General features: G+C 56.7%; 15 protein-coding genes. 6 read left to right on the top strand and 9 right to left on the bottom strand.

What is annotated here, in order from left to right; translation table 11 throughout:
• Positions 1-11 precede the first annotated feature (11 nt).
• Positions 12-902, top strand: a complete 891-nt coding sequence (gene malG, locus O1724_RS01865) for a maltose ABC transporter permease MalG (RefSeq protein ID WP_003860332.1) — start codon at positions 12-14, stop codon at positions 900-902.
• Positions 903-998: 96 nt separating this feature from the next.
• On the opposite strand, the gene psiE is transcribed toward malG, so the two are convergent.
• From psiE to pgi, 6 genes are all read right to left on the bottom strand, one after another.
• Positions 999-1,409 carry a phosphate-starvation-inducible protein PsiE gene (gene psiE / locus O1724_RS01860; protein WP_000202963.1) on the bottom strand — a complete coding sequence of 137 codons (411 nt, stop codon included), beginning with the start codon at positions 1,407-1,409 and terminating at the stop codon, positions 999-1,001.
• A gap of 162 nt (positions 1,410-1,571) precedes the next feature.
• Positions 1,572-3,668, bottom strand: a complete 2,097-nt coding sequence (locus O1724_RS01855) for a YjbH domain-containing protein (protein ID WP_003860333.1) — start codon at positions 3,666-3,668, stop codon at positions 1,572-1,574.
• Complete coding sequence (locus O1724_RS01850) at positions 3,668-4,405, bottom strand: capsule biosynthesis GfcC family protein (RefSeq protein WP_126297364.1); 738 nt, start codon at positions 4,403-4,405, stop codon at positions 3,668-3,670. Before O1724_RS01850 ends, O1724_RS01855 begins: the two co-directional genes overlap by 1 nt.
• Positions 4,402-5,040 (bottom strand): YjbF family lipoprotein, encoded by a 639-nt coding sequence (locus O1724_RS01845; RefSeq protein ID WP_003860339.1) that lies wholly within the window; start codon positions 5,038-5,040, stop codon positions 4,402-4,404. Before O1724_RS01845 ends, O1724_RS01850 begins: the two co-directional genes overlap by 4 nt.
• Before the next feature lie 63 nt (positions 5,041-5,103).
• Positions 5,104-5,346 carry an exopolysaccharide production protein YjbE gene (gene yjbE / locus O1724_RS01840; protein ID WP_003860341.1) on the bottom strand — a complete coding sequence of 81 codons (243 nt, stop codon included), beginning with the start codon at positions 5,344-5,346 and terminating at the stop codon, positions 5,104-5,106.
• Between the two features lie 366 nt (positions 5,347-5,712).
• Positions 5,713-7,362, bottom strand: coding sequence for a glucose-6-phosphate isomerase (gene pgi / locus O1724_RS01835; RefSeq protein WP_063855776.1), 1,650 nt, complete (start codon positions 7,360-7,362; stop codon positions 5,713-5,715).
• A 374-nt stretch (positions 7,363-7,736) separates the two neighbouring features.
• Between pgi and lysC the strand changes: the two genes are divergently transcribed.
• The 3 genes from lysC (at position 7,737) to O1724_RS01820 (ending at position 10,447) form a co-directional block, all read left to right on the top strand.
• Positions 7,737-9,086 (top strand): lysine-sensitive aspartokinase 3, encoded by a 1,350-nt coding sequence (gene lysC, locus O1724_RS01830; protein ID WP_003860344.1) that lies wholly within the window; start codon positions 7,737-7,739, stop codon positions 9,084-9,086.
• A 93-nt stretch (positions 9,087-9,179) separates the two neighbouring features.
• Positions 9,180-10,124, top strand: a complete 945-nt coding sequence (panS, locus tag O1724_RS01825; protein ID WP_022650218.1) for a ketopantoate/pantoate/pantothenate transporter PanS — start codon at positions 9,180-9,182, stop codon at positions 10,122-10,124.
• Between the two features lie 50 nt (positions 10,125-10,174).
• Positions 10,175-10,447 (top strand): YjbD family protein, encoded by a 273-nt coding sequence (locus O1724_RS01820; RefSeq protein ID WP_003860346.1) that lies wholly within the window; start codon positions 10,175-10,177, stop codon positions 10,445-10,447.
• Here O1724_RS01820 and rluF read toward each other — a convergent pair whose 3' ends face one another.
• Positions 10,448-11,320, bottom strand: a complete 873-nt coding sequence (rluF, locus tag O1724_RS01815) for a 23S rRNA pseudouridine(2604) synthase RluF (RefSeq protein WP_022646725.1) — start codon at positions 11,318-11,320, stop codon at positions 10,448-10,450.
• A 197-nt stretch (positions 11,321-11,517) separates the two neighbouring features.
• On the opposite strand from rluF, the gene O1724_RS01810 reads away from it, so the two are divergent.
• A complete protein-coding gene (locus O1724_RS01810) occupies positions 11,518-11,820 on the top strand; it encodes a type II toxin-antitoxin system RelE/ParE family toxin (protein WP_023315213.1) in 303 nt (100 codons plus the stop codon).
• Positions 11,821-11,826: 6 nt separating this feature from the next.
• Entirely contained in the window at positions 11,827-12,114 is a 288-nt protein-coding gene (locus tag O1724_RS01805; RefSeq protein ID WP_022650216.1) for an addiction module antidote protein, read from the top strand.
• Here O1724_RS01805 and O1724_RS01800 read toward each other — a convergent pair.
• Together O1724_RS01800 and metH are read right to left on the bottom strand one after the other, a co-directional pair.
• Complete coding sequence (locus O1724_RS01800) at positions 12,111-13,742, bottom strand: Na/Pi cotransporter family protein (protein ID WP_003860350.1); 1,632 nt, start codon at positions 13,740-13,742, stop codon at positions 12,111-12,113. The two genes, O1724_RS01805 and O1724_RS01800, sit on opposite strands and share 4 nt — an antisense overlap.
• 116 nt (positions 13,743-13,858) lie before the next feature.
• Positions 13,859-17,542, bottom strand: coding sequence for a methionine synthase (metH, locus tag O1724_RS01795; protein ID WP_061856770.1), 3,684 nt, complete (start codon positions 17,540-17,542; stop codon positions 13,859-13,861).
• Between the last annotated feature and the right edge of the window lie 159 nt (positions 17,543-17,701).

Below are 17,701 nucleotides of genomic sequence, written 5' to 3'. Positions count from 1 at the left end.
GGGCACTGAACATGGCAATGGTACAACCCAAATCTCAGAAACTGCGCCTCCTCGCGACGCACTTAGGCCTGCTGATTTTCATCGCGGCGATCATGTTCCCGCTGCTGATGGTTATCGCCATCTCCCTGCGTTCGGGGAACTTCGCCACCGGGAGCCTGATCCCTGACGAAATCTCCTGGGAGCACTGGAAGCTCGCGCTGGGCTTCAGCGTGGAACACGCGGATGGCCGCGTCACGCCGCCGCCGTTCCCGGTGCTGCTGTGGCTGTGGAACTCGGTGAAGGTGGCAACCATCACAGCCATCGGCATCGTGACGCTCTCCACCACCTGTGCTTACGCCTTCGCCCGTATGCGTTTTCCGGGCAAAGCGACCCTGCTGAAAGGGATGCTGATTTTCCAGATGTTCCCGGCCGTACTGTCGCTGGTGGCGTTATATGCCTTGTTTGACCGTCTGGGCCAGTACGTGCCGTTCATCGGCCTGAACACTCACGGCGGCGTGATCTTCGCCTATCTCGGCGGTATCGCCCTGCACGTGTGGACCATTAAAGGCTATTTCGAAACCATCGACGGCTCGCTGGAAGAAGCGGCGGCACTGGATGGCGCGACACCGTGGCAGGCGTTCCGCCTGGTGCTGCTGCCGTTGTCGGTGCCGATTCTGGCGGTGGTGTTTATTCTGTCGTTTATCGCGGCGATCACCGAAGTACCGGTCGCCTCTCTGTTACTGCGCGATGTAAACAGCTACACCCTGGCCGTCGGTATGCAGCAGTATCTCAACCCGCAAAACTACCTGTGGGGCGACTTTGCCGCGGCGGCCGTCCTCTCTGCCATCCCGATTACCGTGGTGTTCCTGCTGGCCCAGCGCTGGCTGGTCAACGGCCTGACGGCGGGCGGTGTGAAAGGTTAAGTTTCATTTGTTATGCCACTGCAACCCTCAACTTTAGACGTATTGTATTGAACCAACTTGTGACTGTTGTTAGGCGCTCTTCGGAGCGCCCTTTTTTTATTCGCGTTTTAGCCGCTTTGAGTTGCACAGCCAGAGGGTGATCACCAGCAGCAGGATCGCCGCCGAGTAGATCAGCACGTCGAGCGGGGATTTATGATCGACGATGATCAGCCGCACAATGGCGGTGATGCCAATGTAGACAAAATAGCGCAGCGGGAAGTGAAAGCCGGACTGAAAGTACTTCACAATCAGGGCGATAAATTCAAAGTAGAGAAAGTAGACCACCAGGCCTTCCACCAGTGCGTATTTGCTGGTTTGCTCAGGAGCGAAGAGCACATCCGCCAGATGCACCGTCTCTTTACCCAGAAAAACGACCAGGATCAGGCCAAGGCTCAGCAGACCGAGGTTCAGTACGGTCTGGAGTATCGTTGAGATAAACTCAACGCGCGGACGAGTCAGGGATGTCATACAGCACCTCATTCTCCAGGGCGAGGTTCCTGTATAACGCAAAAATGTGACGGGGATCTATATTTTTTGTTTATGTTTGGCGCATTCGCCCGGTGGCGCTGCGCTTACCGGGCCTACAAAAACCGTAGGCCGGGCAAACGCAGTGCCGCCCGGCGTGAAGCATCAGCGGAAGTTAATGTTCTTATCGCTGGTCATATCATACAGCTGGAATTTACGTCCAAGCTGCTGACCACCGTCGCGCGTCAGCGGCGTCCAGCCCACTGCCGCACGGCTGCGGGTTGGGCCTGATGAGAACAGATCCAGCGGAATCGACACGTACACCCCTTTGGTGAAGTCCCCTTCCCCGTACTCGTCTGGCGAAACGTTGGTGATGGTGGCATAGCCGCCCACCACAACGCCGCTGTCAAAGTGTTTGGAGATATCCAGCGTGCCGCCCTTATCGCCCGCCAGATACTGGCCGACGCTGGCTTTTACCAGCACGTCCTGCGCGAATGACGGCGTCCAGTAGGCGGTCAGGTGGCCGGTTTTGACGCTGTAGTCGGTGAACTTCATCATGTCCTGCGCGCTGCGCCAGTCACGCTGTTTCACGTAGTTGGCATCAACCCCAAACGCCCAGTTGCTGTCGACAGGACGATAAAGCACTTCTGCCCCGGCGCCGCCGAACATGGTTTCCAGATAGCCACCGTAAACCTGGCCGTAGAAGCCATTGCCGAAGTACTGGAAGTAGTTGGCCTGGAGGTTATTCACGTAGATATCGTTCTGCACGTATTCACGAACGCGGGTACGCACGCGCGGCAGTTTTGAATCGTTCGGCGGGTTGGTGTAGTTAAATTTGTCGTAGTTGTTGGCAATGTTGCCGAACAGACTACCGGTGGTCAACAGGTGGTCGGTCACCCACAGATCCGCCGTCGCCATCGCGCCCAGCTGATACATATAGAAGTTTTCCGGCCCACCCACGGACTGGTTCAGCACCGGATCGATATGGAAATCGAAGCGCGATTTATCGATATACCAGCCCTGCTCGGTGGTTTCCGGCACCACCGGCTCAACGCGTTTTTGCACCAGCTCGGTTTCATGCCCGAGCGGTTCGCCTTCAAGATGACGCTTAAGGCTGGCAACATCGGTTTCGGTGGTGACCTGCGGCAGATTCAGGCGGTTCTCCGTCACGCGGATCGTGCGGATCCCCTCCGGCAGATCGTTCATGACGATCCGGTTGGCGCGCTCGATCCCTTCGCGGGAGTCGCGGTATTTCACCTGCTCGCCGGTAACATACAGCGTATCGCCTTTGGTCTGGATCTTCGGATCCGCCAGGCCCGCGTTATATTTCAGCAGCGTCAGCTGGTTCGCTACCACGGAGTGCTGAATGATCGCATCCTGCGGCTCCGGCTGATATTTTGGCCGCGGGTTGTCATTATAGTGCGGCCGCATGTCGTTAAAGTTAGTGCGCAGGGTAAAGCCAAACATCAGGGTATTACCGCGCTCATAGCTGAGGTTAACGTCGGCCCAGTCGGTGACGCGGTAAATGGCGCCGACGTTAAACTTGCTCTTCTGCTCAATTTTGCCGGCAAAATCTTCGCTGTAGTTATTACCTTCGTACTCCAGCTTCAGGCGCAGCGGCTGCCATGGCGTTTGATACTCTACACCACCAAACAGCGAGGCCGGGCCGTGGAACATCTGGTCGCCGTTGATGGAGCCCGCTTTCTGGTAGCTGTTATCACGGTAGCAGTATTTATCACTGTAGGAGCAGAACGGATTTTTGACGTTGCCGCTGGTACCCAGATAGCCCCATCCCAGACCGAGTGAGAAATCAAACGGTCCCCAGGCTTTGCTGGCCACGATGTATTCCGCGTCAAACAGGCCGGTCCCGCCAATGTCTTTCGCACCAACGGAGACCTGCGGCATCCAGTAACTCTCTTCCCACAGACGCAGCTTCACGTCGAAGGCTTTGTCTTTGTAGGTCTGATCGCCGGAGAAAGCGTCTACGCTGCTGTACTGTTTTGTACGCACGTCGGTGTAGCGCAGCGTGGTCTCCAGCCAGGGGAACAGCTGTACGGACGCAGAGTAGTAACGGTACTGATCGTTATCGCGATAGTTAAGGCTGATTTCCCCCTCGCGGGCCATACGCGCGGTTGGGGTTTGCAGTAAGCCCACGCCGCCAAAATCGGACTGCGACGGGCCGATGGGTGCCGGATACGTTTCTGCATGACAGGCGGCACTCACGCACAGTGCAAGCATGCTGTAGAGATAGGTTTTTTTCATTATTCCGGTATCCGCTGTATCAGGGAGCGAAGGATATCGGCATTAAGCCCGTCATACGCTTTCGTCCAGAAATGGTCGGCAAAACCGACAAAAATGATGCTGCCCGGCATAGGTTCGATATGGCGTTTATTCCAGTAAGCCACCGGCGCTTTCTGCGTATGCCCGTCCGGATAGACCACCCAGGCATAGCTTTTATCCGCTCCGCTGAGCAGACTTTGCTCGTCGAGATAGCTCGCCACGTCCCGGCCCGGCGTAAACGGCTTTTTGCCAGGGCTGCTGAGAAGCCCCATCACGGTGACGGTGGAAGGCTGAGCCGGAAGCCACAGGGTATAGTCTCCTTCCAGCGACGGATTGCCGTTTTCCGCGACACGCACTTCGTCGGGATCGAGATTCACCTTCTGGCGCCCCGTCACCTTAACCGCCTGAAGCTGCTGACGCAGGCTAGTAATAGCCGCGGCATCGTCGGCATCTTCCTGTTGTGCCAGCCCGCTCAGTCGGGCGAGCAGCGCCTGATGTTTTTGTTCCGCTACAATCGTCGCCTGACGCTCGCTGATAACCGCCCCGGTCCACCAGCTTTTCGCCAGCCTCGGCTGCCCCACCAGATCGAGCAGATGCCCGGCATTGGTTAAGGTTTTAGGTTTTTCGCTGTCCGGGGCGTAGACCTGTACCGTTCCCGCAGACCACGCCAGCGGCGAGGCCAGGCTGGCGAGAAGCGCAATGTGGATGAACATTTTCATGATTTCGCCGCCTTGATCAGGGTGGTCTTCACCGGGAAGAAACCGGCACCGAGATACTGTAAGGACTGGCGGATTTGCCCCTCTTCGTCCACCCAGAAGCGGTTATGCCAGGTGGCCTGATCGGTTGTCACCTCTTCATCCAGCACGCGCACCTGCGTTTCGTCGCTGCCCACTTTGACACTATCCGTACCGTCCCAGCGGAAGGTGGAGCGGGCCGTGGCGTAGCGCACCTGTTTGTGCTCGGTCCAGCCCATCGTGCGCGTCCAGCTTGCGCCATCGACAATCTGATTCGGCTTGATGAGCGGATCTTCAGCCAGGTTGTTCACCTCAAGCAGGTTGTCGCCGCCGAGCAACGTTTTCACGATGCGGGAATGCTGCGTCACGATGGTGGCCTGATCCTGCGTCACCCATTTCTGCTGCCCGTTTTCATCGAAAGCGAGCACCACAAACAGTTGCGGACCATCGTTTAGCTGCATGTACTGGCTGGCATACGGCATGTTCTGAAGTTCGTCATCGGTCAGATGCACGCCCGGCGTGCCGAACATGCTGTCCCACAGTGAGTGGCCCAGCCCTTTGGTGGTAGCTGAGCACGCCTGCAACAGCAGGCAAATCAGGATGATTGCAGGTCGCTTCACGACTCTTCTCCGAAGGGGCGAAATAACCACACCGAAGTGTGGTTATGATTAAAACACCCGGTATTACTGGGTGCTGGTCGTCGTAGTGGTCGTGGTTCCGGTATTGGAGCCATCACCGCCACCGGTTGCCGCCAGCGCGACACCCACGGCTGAACTTACGGCGCTGGTGCTGGCTGCGGTAGAACTCCCCGCAGACGCAGACGTCGCTGCCGACCCTGCTGCTTCCCCGACCTGGACCGGAGCTGCATAGACAGACGTCGCCGCAAGCGCAGATATGGCAAAAATGCCATACAGTACTTTCTTCATAACAATTTCCCTTCAATGAATGAATGGAGATTTGCCCGAAAAGAAATTCAGGCGGATTCGAGTATACACAACTAAAGCAGTGGGTTTACCGTGGGGGTAAATAGGGATGAGGTTTTCAGACTAATGGTTAAAAATGGAAGGAAAAAAGAATCAAGAAAATATATAATCAATATAAATCAATAATTTATAATATAAGAACATTAAAGCATCACTCCGTATTTTCTTAAAATAAACCTCAGCAATTAACGGGGTTACTGTCTTTTTCGGATTAAACTCAGATTCAGAATTTGAGACAACTAACAGACATCAGGAATTATCCGATAAAAAAATGCCGGCATATCGCCGGCATTGTTCATGACATATTTATTACGCACGCCAGGCTTTATAACGGTTAATCAGACCATTGGTGGAGCTGTCGTGGCTGTCGATCGCTTTATCGTCACCCAGCTCTGGCAGAATGCGGTTTGCCAGCTGTTTGCCCAGCTCAACGCCCCACTGGTCAAAGGTGAAGATGTTCAGAATAGCGCCCTGAGTGAAGATTTTGTGCTCGTAGAGGGCAATCAGCGCCCCCAGGCTGAACGGCGTGATTTCGCGCAGCAGGATGGAGTTAGTTGGACGGTTGCCTTCGAACACTTTAAACGGCACCACGTGCTCCAGCGTTGCCGGATCTTTACCCTGATCACGGTACTCCTGCTCAACCACCTCGCGGGATTTACCGAACGCCAGCGCTTCGGTCTGGGCGAAGAAGTTAGACAGCAGCTTCGGATGGTGGTCGGACAGTGGGTTGTGCGTAATCGCCGGGGCGATGAAATCGCACGGTACCATTTTGGTGCCCTGGTGGATCAGCTGGTAGAACGCGTGCTGACCGTTGGTGCCCGGCTCGCCCCAGATGATTGGGCCAGTCTGGTAATCCACCGCGTTGCCGTTACGGTCAACGTACTTGCCGTTGGATTCCATGTTGCCCTGCTGGAAGTAGGCCGCAAAGCGGTGCATGTACTGGTCGTACGGCAGAATCGCTTCGGTTTCAGCGCCGAAGAAGTTGTTGTACCAGATCCCGATCAGCGCCAGCAGCACCGGCAGGTTTTTCTCAGGCGCGGTGGTGGAGAAGTGTTTGTCCATCGCGTGCGCACCGGAGAGCAGCTCAACGAAGTTGTCGAACCCGACGGACAGAATGATGGACAGGCCGATTGCAGACCACAGAGAGTAGCGGCCGCCAACCCAGTCCCAGAACTCGAACATGTTCGCCGTATCAATGCCGAACTCGCCTACCGCTTTACCGTTGGTGGACAGCGCCGCAAAGTGTTTCGCCACGTGCTTTTCGTCGCCCGCGGTTTTCAGGAACCAGTCGCGCGCGCTGTGGGCGTTGGTCATGGTTTCCTGAGTGGTGAAGGTTTTAGACGCCACCAGGAACAGCGTGGTTTCCGGGTTCACCTTTTTCAGCACTTCAGCGATGTGGGTCCCATCGACGTTGGACACGAAGTGCATGTTGAGGTGGTTTTTGTACGGGCGCAGCGCCTCGGTCACCATGAACGGGCCGAGGTCAGAGCCGCCGATACCGATGTTAACCACGTCGGTGATCGCTTTGCCGGTGTAGCCTTTCCAGCTACCTGAGATGATCGCTTCGGAGAAGTTTTTCATCTTTTCCAGCACCGCGTTCACTTCCGGCATCACATCTTTGCCGTCAACGATAATTGGAGTATTGCTACGGTTGCGCAGCGCCACGTGCAGCACGGCACGGTCTTCGGTGCGGTTGATCTTCTCACCGGAGAACATGGATTTGATGGCATCTGCCAGTTCAGTCTCTTTCGCCAGATCTTGCAGCTTCGCCAGCGTCTCTTCGGTGATACGGTTCTTGGAGAAATCCACCAGCATCAGGTCATCGAAGGTGGCGGAAAACTTGCTGAAACGATCGGCATCTTTCGCGAACAGATCCGCGATGGTGACGTCTTTCATTTCATCAAAATGTTTCTGTAGTGCCTGCCATGCAGCGGTCTGCGTTGGGTTGATGTTTTTCATAGCAATACTCTTCTGATTTGAGAATTGTGACTGCGGTCGATTGTAGCGCCTGCAAATAAAAATTGTGATGGTTTTTATGCCATTGCCCTGGTCTGCATCAAACGCAGGTGAAAAGACCCGAAAAGTATAGCTGCTGTCGCGCCCTTCCGGCGTGGCGAAATGTTGGTCAAAAAGGGGTAAAAAGGAGCATAAAATATGGGCCTGTTATAAGTCCTGTTTCTGAGGGGTACCCCCCCATGAAAAATCCGCATAATCCCAGCATTGACAGGACCTCCCCCGCATTTTATTTATAGGGCCGTATTTTGCGCCTGCACCTGTTCTCGCTTCATTCTTGTGCCAAGGTCGCTCTATTCATTCCCTGACACGAGGTTGTTATGACGAGTTTTGTGGTCGCCAAGTTTGGCGGCACCAGTGTGGCAGACTACGATGCCATGAACCGCAGCGCCGATGTGGTGCTGGCCGATCCGAATACCCGCCTGGTGGTACTTTCCGCCTCAGCCGGCGTGACGAACCTGCTGGTTTCTCTGTCTGAAGGACTGGAAGCGACCGAGCGTTTCGTGAAGCTGGATGCACTGCGCAAAATTCAGTTCGACATTCTCGAGCGTCTGCAAAACCCGAACGTCATTCGTGAGGAAGTGGAACGCCTGCTGGAAAATATCACCACTCTGGCCGAAGCCGCGTCGCTGGCAACCTCTACCGCCCTGACCGATGAGCTGGTCAGCCACGGTGAACTAATGTCTACCCTGCTGTTCGTTGAGATCATGCGCGAGCGCAATATTCAGGCGCAGTGGTTCGACGTGCGTAAAGTCATGCGCACCAGCGACCGCTTTGGCCGCGCCGAGCCGGACGTGGAAGTCCTGGCTGAGCTGACTAACCAGCAGCTTGCCCCGCGCCTGGATGAAGGCATAGTGATCACCCAGGGCTTTATCGGCAGCGAAGCCAAAGGGCGCACAACCACGCTGGGCCGTGGCGGTAGCGACTACACCGCCGCCCTGCTGGGTGAAGCCCTGCACGCCACCCGCGTGGATATCTGGACGGACGTGCCGGGAATCTACACCACCGACCCGCGCGTGGTCTCTGCGGCAAAACGTATTGACGTGATCGCCTTTGAAGAAGCGGCTGAAATGGCGACTTTCGGCGCGAAAGTGCTGCACCCGGCCACGCTGCTGCCCGCCGTGCGCAGCGACATTCCGGTCTTCGTTGGCTCAAGTAAAGATCCAAAGGCGGGCGGGACGCTGGTCTGCAAGAAAACCGAGAACCCGCCGCTGTTCCGCGCGCTGGCCCTGCGTCGTAAGCAGACGCTGGTTACCCTGCACAGCCATAATATGCTGCATTCCCGCGGCTTCCTGGCAGAAGTGTTTGGCATCCTGGCGCGCCACAATATCTCTGTAGATTTGATTACCACTTCTGAAGTGAGTATTGCGCTGACGCTGGACACCACCGGTTCAACCTCAACGGGTGATACCCTGCTGACGCAGTCGCTGCTGATTGAGCTTTCCGAGTTGTGCCGTGTGGAAGTAGAAGAAGACCTGGCGCTGGTGGCCATCATCGGCAACAAGCTGTCGCGCGCCTGTGGCGTGGGTAAAGAGGTGTTCGGCGTGCTCGACCCGTTCAATATCCGCATGATCTGCTACGGTGCATCCAGCTACAACCTCTGCTTCCTGGTCCCTGCCGATCAGGCCGAGCAGGTCGTGCAGAAACTTCATCAGAATTTGTTTGAATAAAATTCGTTAGCACGTTAAACAATATCGATAAGCCGGGCACAGACCCGGCTTTTTTATAACAAAACAACACGACAATACTGCAAGGAATTCACTATGCTCTCCGCTATCACCCGGCTGTTCCCGTTATGGGCGCTGCTGCTCTCTGTACTCGCGTATTACACTCCTGCCACGTTCACGGGCATTGGTCCGTGGGTCACCACGCTGCTGATGCTGATTATGTTCGGCATGGGCGTGCATCTGAAAATTGACGATTTCAAACGCGTGCTGTCTCGCCCGGCGCCGGTTGCCGCAGGGATTTTCCTGCACTACCTGGTGATGCCGCTCGCGGCCTGGCTGCTGGCGATGGCCTTTAAGATGCCGCCCGACCTTTCCGCCGGGATGGTGCTGGTGGGGAGCGTTGCCAGCGGCACGGCATCTAACGTCATGATCTATCTGGCGAAAGGCGACGTGGCGCTTTCCGTCACCATCTCGTCCGTTTCCACGCTGGTGGGCGTGATTGCCACGCCTCTGTTAACCCGCCTGTATGTCGACGCGCATATCCAGGTGGACGTGATGGGCATGCTGCTCAGCATCCTGCAAATCGTGGTGATCCCGATTGCGCTGGGGCTGGTGATCCACCATCTCTTCCCGCGGGTGGTGAAAGCGGTTGAGCCGTATCTGCCCGCGTTTTCGATGATCTGCATACTGGCCATTATCAGCGCCGTGGTAGCCGGTTCCGCATCGCACATTGCTTCGGTGGGCTTTGTGGTGATCGTCGCGGTTGTGCTGCATAACACTATTGGTCTGCTGGGCGGTTACTGGGGCGGGAAGCTGTTTGGCTTTGACGAATCCACCTGCCGCACGCTGGCGATCGAAGTGGGGATGCAGAACTCCGGCCTGGCGGCGGCGCTGGGTAAAATTTACTTCTCACCGCTGGCAGCGCTACCGGGGGCGCTGTTCTCCGTCTGGCATAACCTGTCCGGTTCGCTGTTAGCAGGGTACTGGTCCGGTAAGCCGATTGATGACCAACCGAAAAAAGATGCGGTGAAACAGGGTTAATTGTCCCGGCTTGCTTTACACTGAAGCCTCCCCATCAGGAGGCTTCAGCAATGGCTACACCACGTTTGACCCAGAAAGACATGACCGAAGCCGAGCAGCGCGAACTTAAAACGCTTCTCGACCGCGCCCGCATCGCGCATGGCCGCACGCTGACGAACGCCGAAACCAATCAGGTTAAAAAAGAGTACATCGATAAACTGATGGCGCAACGTGAGGCTGCGGCGAAAAAAGCCCGCAAGCTGAAAAAAGAGCAGGCTTATAAGCCGGATGCAGAGGCGACCTTTTCCTGGTCCGCCAATACATCAACCCGTGGAAGGCGCTAATCAGCGCCCTTTCTTTTTGCGCCCCGGCTGGGTAAAGCGTTTTCCGTTGCCCGGCTTGCCTCGCCCTTTCTCTTCCGCCTGCGGTGCCTTCACCACCGGACGCTTAATCGCCTGCGTTTTCGGTTTGGCTTTAGCTTTCGGCTTCGCTTCGGACGAGGAGTTCTCGATAAGTTTGAACAGCTCGATCAGCTCGTCGTCCGTTAAGTCACGCCACTCGCCCAGCGGGATCCCGGACAGGCTGACGTTCATGATGCGCGTGCGTTCCAGCTTCGTCACTTCATAACCGAAGTACTCGCACATGCGGCGGATCTGGCGGTTCAGGCCCTGAACCAGCGTGATGCGGAACGCGAACGGCGCTTCTTTTTTGACTTTACACTTCTTCGTCACGGTGCCCAGAATCGGCACGCCTGCGCCCATCCCGCGAATGAACTCGTCCGTCACCGGCTTGTTCACCGTCACGATGTACTCTTTCTCGTGGTCGTTACCGGCACGCAGAATTTTGTTGACCAGATCGCCGTGGTTGGTGAGGAAAATCAGCCCCTGAGAGTCTTTATCCAGACGGCCAATCGGGAAAATGCGGCTGCTGTGGTTCACGAAATCAACAATGTTGTCCCGCTCGCCATCTTCCGTGGTGCTGACAATCCCAACCGGTTTGTTCAACGCGATAAACACCAGGTCTTCGGCATCACGCGGTTCGATGACCTGACCATTCACTTTCACCACATCGCCAGGTACCACCTGATCACCAATGGTGGCGCGTTTGCCGTTAAGAAACACGTTACCCTGTTCAATGTAACGGTCAGCCTCGCGACGTGAGCAGATCCCGCTCTCGCTAATGTATTTGTTTAATCGGGTTGATTGAGTTGGCAGCATAGTTTCTCCTGTGAAGGGCGAAATATACCTTAGGTTTGGGCTGGAAAAAAAGATTAGCCGACGGTTACTGAGACGGGTTTTTTAGTTTGCGAGACGCTTTCAGGATTTAGCGTCAGGCTATTTATCCTTGAGCTAACTCCTTTTAGCTTTACTCTCCAGAGACAATTGCTTGTAGTTTATAAATCACAGGGAGTAATATGAAGGAGATCGTTCAGACAGAATCCTTCCGACGCTGGGAGCAAAATTTAAAGGACAGGCGGGCAAAGACGATTATCGCTTCCCGCCTCTTTAGGCTGGCAAATGGCTTAGCGGGCGACATTAGACCCGTGGGGGAAGGTATCAGTGAACTGAGGATCCACTTTGGCCCGGGCTACAGAGTCTATTTTAAGGACCAGGGCAATTGCATCATCGTGCTGTTATGTGGTGGTGACAAAAGCAGCCAGGCCAGAGACATACTTATGGCAAAAATGCTGAGCAATGTATCCCAATGGCAGGAGTGAATGAGCATGCATAAATTAACACCCTACGATCCAGCCAACGCACTGGTGGATGACGAGGAAATCGCTGTGTTTATGGCTGATGCATTAGAGACGGGTGACTCAGCGTACATTGCTAAAGCGCTGGGCGTCATCGCCCGAGCGAAAGGGATGTCGACAATTTCCCAGCAAACGGGCCTGTCACGAGAACAACTGTATCGATCATTCAGTGATAAGGGGAACCCAACGCTCAAAACCACGCTGGCGGTCATGAAAGCATTGGGCCTTGGGTTAACAATCAAACCCTCTGGGGATTAATACTCATCCCGCTCGTCATCTTCATCCGGTTGCTCCATCACGCTGTACGCCACCGCGCAGAACAACGAGTTGAGACGTTTCATATCGCCCAGCAGCCCCAGATGGAGCGAGCTGGTTTCGATACTCTGCACGTTCTGCTGATGCAGACGCTCAACGTGGGCGTGCGAGTAGCGGCGATTAAGGATGCGGAAACGGTGCTTGTTGCGGCGCAGGCGGCGCGCGCTCGGCACGTCGCTGGAGAAGAAGACCGACATCGCCAGCTTCAGGTTGCTGACCAGCTGTTCGTGCAGCGCTTCCAGCTCTTTCAGCCCTTCAACAGAAAACGCCCGGCGTGCGGCCAGGGATTTGTCTGCGATTTCACTGCCCATACGCTCGACAATATCCGAAGCCTGCTCCAGGTTAAGCGACATCTCAATGATTTCCGCCCAGCGGCGGGATTCCTCTTCCGCCAGCTCGTCCTGGGGGATCCGCGCCAGATAGAGCTTGATGGCGGTATACAGCACGTTGATATCGTCCGCCAGCCTGCGCAACTCTTTTTCTTCGCGCGGCTCGCCGTGCATCACCTTTTGCAACCCTTCCAGCATGGTTTCCATCGCGTCACCCATGCGCAGCGTTTCGCGGGCGGCATTGGCGATGGCCAGCGCGGGCGTGTCCAGCACAGAGGTGTCCAGATGCTTCGGTTTAAGGCGCGCGTCCAGCTCCGGTTCATCACGAATTAGCCGCTCGCAGAAGCGGGCCATCGGCGCGGCAAACGGCACCATCGCCAGACAGCGCACCAGGTTGTAGAAGACGTGGAAGTAGATCACCAGTTCCGCTTTCGGCAGAGAGAGATTGTCCATCAGGTTCGCCAGCGGGTGTACAAACGGCAGAATGATCAGGCTGCCCACCAGCTTGAAGAGCAAACTCCCCAGCGCCACCCGGCGGGCGGCAGCGTTGGCGGCGCTGTTGTTGAGCATCGCCAGCAGGCCAGAGCCGAGGTTGGCTCCGATCACCAGGCACAGCGCCACCGGGAAGGAAATGACCCCTGCGGCGGTTAAGGTCGCCGTCAGCAGGACCGCTGCCAGGCTGGAGTAGCTGACGATGGCAAACACCGCGCCAATCAGCGCGTCGAGCATGATGTCACCGGTCAGGGAGGCGAAGATGACCTGCACACCGTTGGCCTGGGTGATCGGCGTGACAGCCTGCACAATCAGCTCCAGCGCCAGCAGGATCAGCCCGAGGCCAATACCGACGCGGCCAAGCTGCCCGGCACGGCTTTGCTTACGGCCGAGGAAGAAAATGACGCCGATAAAAATCAGCAGCGGTGACAGCCAGGAGAGATCGAACGTCAGGATACGCGCCATCAGCGCGGTACCGACGTCGGCGCCAAGGACAATCACCAGCGCCGGGGCGAGCGCCACCAGATCCTGCGCCACGAACGAGGTGACGAGCATGGTGGTGGCGTTGCTGCTTTGCACCAGCGCCGTGACGCCAATACCCGCGCAGAAGGCGAGCGGCTTCTTCTCAACGCTGCCGCTGAGAACGGTACGTAAACGTGCGCCAAACACACGCATCACGCCGGTACGAACGATATGGGTGCCCCATACCAGCAGTGCGACTGCGGAGAGCAGGTGTAACAACGTCAACACGGTAGGCATTCCTCCTTATCGTTATTCGTTTTCCTGAGGTTCAGTATAAGGGTTTAAACGTAAGAAAGAGACAAGGCACCATAGCGGTGCCCTGTTTGTTGTAAGGAAAAGTGACGTTAGTCTGCGTCGTAGCCTAAATTCGGCGCCAGCCAGCGTTCCACCTCTGACACGCTCATGCCTTTACGCAGAGCGTAATCCTCAATCTGATCGCGCTGAAGCTGTGCCACGGCGAAGTACTTGCTGTCCGGATGGCTGAAGTACCAGCCGGAAACGGACGCGCCCGGCCACATGGCGAACGACTCGGTAAGTTTCATGCCCGTATGCGCTTCCACGTCGAGCAGTTTCCAGATAGTGCCCTTCTCGGTGTGTTCCGGGCAGGCCGGATACCCCGGCGCCGGTCGAATGCCCTGGTAATTTTCGCGGATCAACTCCTCGTTGCTGAGATTCTCATTGGCCGCGTAGCCCCAGTGCACCTTACGTACGCGCTCGTGCAGATACTCGGCAAAGGCTTCCGCCAGGCGATCGGCAATCGCTTTCACCATGATTTTGTTGTAATCATCGTGCTGCGCGTCGTACGCATCCGCCAGCGCGTCTTCTTCCAGACCGCCGGTTACGGCAAAGGCGCCGATATAGTCGGCTTTACCGGAGAGTTTCGGTGCGACGAAATCCGCCAGGCAGTAGTTGGCAAAGCCCACTTTCTCGGTTTGCTGGCGCAGATGGTGGCTCACGGCCAGCACATGGGTGCGGGTTTCATCGCGGTAGATTTCCACGTCGTCGCCCACGCGGTTCGCCGGGAACAGCCCCACCACGCCGCGCGGGTTGAGGGCTTTCTCTGCGCTCAGCCTGTCGAGCATATCGTTAGCATCTTTAAACAGGCGCTTCGCCTCTTCGCCCACCACCTCATCTTCAAGAATACGCGGGTATTTGCCGGCCAGCGACCAGGTCATGAAGAACGGCGTCCAGTCGATGTAGTTACGCAGCGTTTCGATGCTGGCCGTCACGTCCTGCACGCCCAGACGGTGTGCGACCGGCGGCGTATAGCTGGACCAGTCGAACGCCAGATCGTTTTCGCGCGCCGCCTGAAGCGAAACCGGCGGCGTGCGCGGTTTCTTACGTCCATGCTGAATGCGGACGGTTTCATACTCTTTGCGGGTGCGGGCGACAAAGTCATCGCGCTGGGTGTCGGACAGCAGCGCGGAGACCACGCCCACGGTGCGCGAGGCGTTTTGGACATACACCGTCGGCCCGCTGTAGTTCTGCTCGATTTTCACCGCCGTGTGGGCTTTCGAGGTGGTTGCCCCGCCAATCAGCAGTGGAATGGTGAAGCCCTGGCGCTCCATCTCTTTTGCCACGTTGACCATTTCGTCCAGCGACGGCGTAATCAGCCCGGAAAGACCAATCAGATCCGCATTCACCTCACGCGCGGTCCTGAGGATTTTATCCGCCGGGACCATCACGCCAAGATCGATAATTTCGTAGTTATTACACTGCAACACCACGCCAACGATGTTTTTGCCGATGTCGTGTACGTCGCCCTTCACGGTGGCGATGACCATTTTACCGTTACTGGAGCCCTTCTCTTTGCTGGCTTCGATAAAGGGTTCCAGATACGCCACCGCCTGTTTCATGACGCGGGCGGATTTCACCACCTGCGGCAGGAACATTTTGCCCTCGCCGAACAGATCGCCGACCACGTTCATGCCGTCCATCAGCGGCCCTTCGATCACTTCAATCGGACGGGCGGCCTGCTGACGCGCTTCCTCAGTATCCTCCTCGATAAACTCGGTAATGCCTTTTACAAGCGAGTATTCCAGACGCTTATTCACATCCCAGGAGCGCCATTCGGCCTGTTGAACGTTGGCTGATTCGTCAGATTTACTGCCGCGGTATTTTTCCGCCAGATCCAGCATGCGTTCGGTGGCGTCGTCACGACGATTGAGGATCACGTCTTCTACGGCGTCGCGCAGCTCGGCTGGCAGATCGTCGTAAATTGCCAGCTGGCCGGCGTTGACGATCCCCATGTCCATCCCGTTGCGGATGGCATAATAGAGGAACACGGCGTGGATCGCCTCACGCACCGGGTCGTTGCCGCGGAACGAGAACGAGACGTTTGACACGCCGCCGGAGATCAGCGCATGCGGCAGTTCGCGTTTAATGTCTTCACACGCGCCGATGAAGTCCTGGGCGTAGTTGTTGTGCTCTTCGATGCCGGTCGCGACGGCGAAGATGTTCGGGTCGAAGATGATGTCTTCCGGCGGGAAGCCCACCTCTTCGGTCAAAATTTTGTACGCGCGGCGGCAAATCTCAATCTTGCGCTCGCGGGTATCGGCCTGGCCCACTTCATCGAAGGCCATCACCACCACGGCGGCCCCGTAGCGACGCACCAGCTTCGCGTGGTGGATAAAGGTATCGACCCCCTCTTTCATCGAGATGGAGTTAACGATGCCTTTGCCCTGAATGCATTTCAGCCCTTTTTCGATGACGTCCCATTTAGAAGAGTCAATCATGATCGGCACGCGGGCGATATCCGGCTCACCGGCAATCAGGTTGAGGAAACGCACCATCGCCGCTTCGGCGTCGAGCATCCCCTCGTCCATGTTGATATCGATAATTTGCGCGCCGCTTTCCACCTGCTGGCGGGCAACGTCCAGCGCTTCGCTGTACTTCTCTTCTTTGATCAGGCGCTTGAACTTCGCAGAACCGGTAACGTTAGTACGTTCACCCACGTTCACAAACAGGCTGTCGTCGCCGATGGTCAACGGCTCCAGGCCGGACAGGCGACAGGCAACCGGCAGTTCGGGCAGCTTGCGCGGCGGCAGTCCGGCCACGGCGTTGCTCATGGCGGCGATATGCTCAGGCGTGGTGCCGCAGCAGCCGCCGACGATGTTGAGGAAACCAGATTCAGCCCATTCGCGGATTTGCGCCGCCATGGTGTCGGCATCCAGATCGTACTCACCAAACGCGTTCGGCAGACCGGCGTTCGGGTGGGCGGTGACGTAGCATTCCGCGATACGGGAAAGCTCCTGCACGTACTGGCGCAGCTCGTCCGGCCCCAGCGCGCAGTTCAGGCCGAAGGAGAGCGCTTCGGCATGGCGCAGAGAGTTATAAAACGCTTCGGTTGTCTGGCCGGAAAGCGTGCGCCCCGAGGCATCGGTGATGGTACCGGAAATCATGATCGGCAGGTCGACGCCCAGCGACTCGAACTCCTCTTTTACCGCGTAAATTGCCGCTTTGGCGTTGAGGGTGTCGAATACGGTTTCAATCAGGATCAGGTCGGAGCCGCCTTCCACCAGCGCTTTAGTGGACTCCCGATACGCGGCCACCAGCTGGTCAAACGTGATGTTCCGAAACGCCGGGTCGTTCACGTCCGGAGAAATCGACGCGGTGCGGTTGGTCGGGCCCAGCACCCCGGCTACGTAGCGCGGCTTGTCCGGCGTACGGGCCGTCCATTCGTCGGCGCAGGCGCGCGCCAGCTTCGCCGCTTCAAAGTTGATCTCCGCCGACAGGGACTCCATCTGGTAATCCGCCATGGCGATGGTTGTCGAGTTAAAGGTGTTGGTTTCAACGATATCCGCACCCGCTTCGAAGTAGGCGTTGTGGATATCCTTGATCACGGACGGCTTGCTGAGCACCAGCAGGTCGTTGTTCCCTTTCAGGTCACAAGGCCAGTCGGCAAAGCGCTCGCCGCGGAAATCGTCTTCGCTCAGGCGATAACCCTGGATCATGGTGCCCATGCCGCCGTCCAGCACCAGAATTCGTTCATTTAACTGCGCACGCAGTTGCTCTACTTTGCTGCTCACACTTGCTCCCGACAACGCTCAACAAGGCCAAAAGGCTGCGTTCCATACTGGCACAATCTCGCAGGGTGGAAAAGTCGCTCAGCGGTAACATGAGACATGTTCACTATTACTCCTCCGATCAGTCAGGATAACGGTTGCAAATTCACCAAATAAAACGAA

Source organism: Enterobacter cloacae complex sp. HYC074_NIDB, from assembly GCF_056673345.1.
Note: the sequence above shows the minus strand (reverse complement) of the source record. Positions and strands in the feature narration are given on the sequence as shown.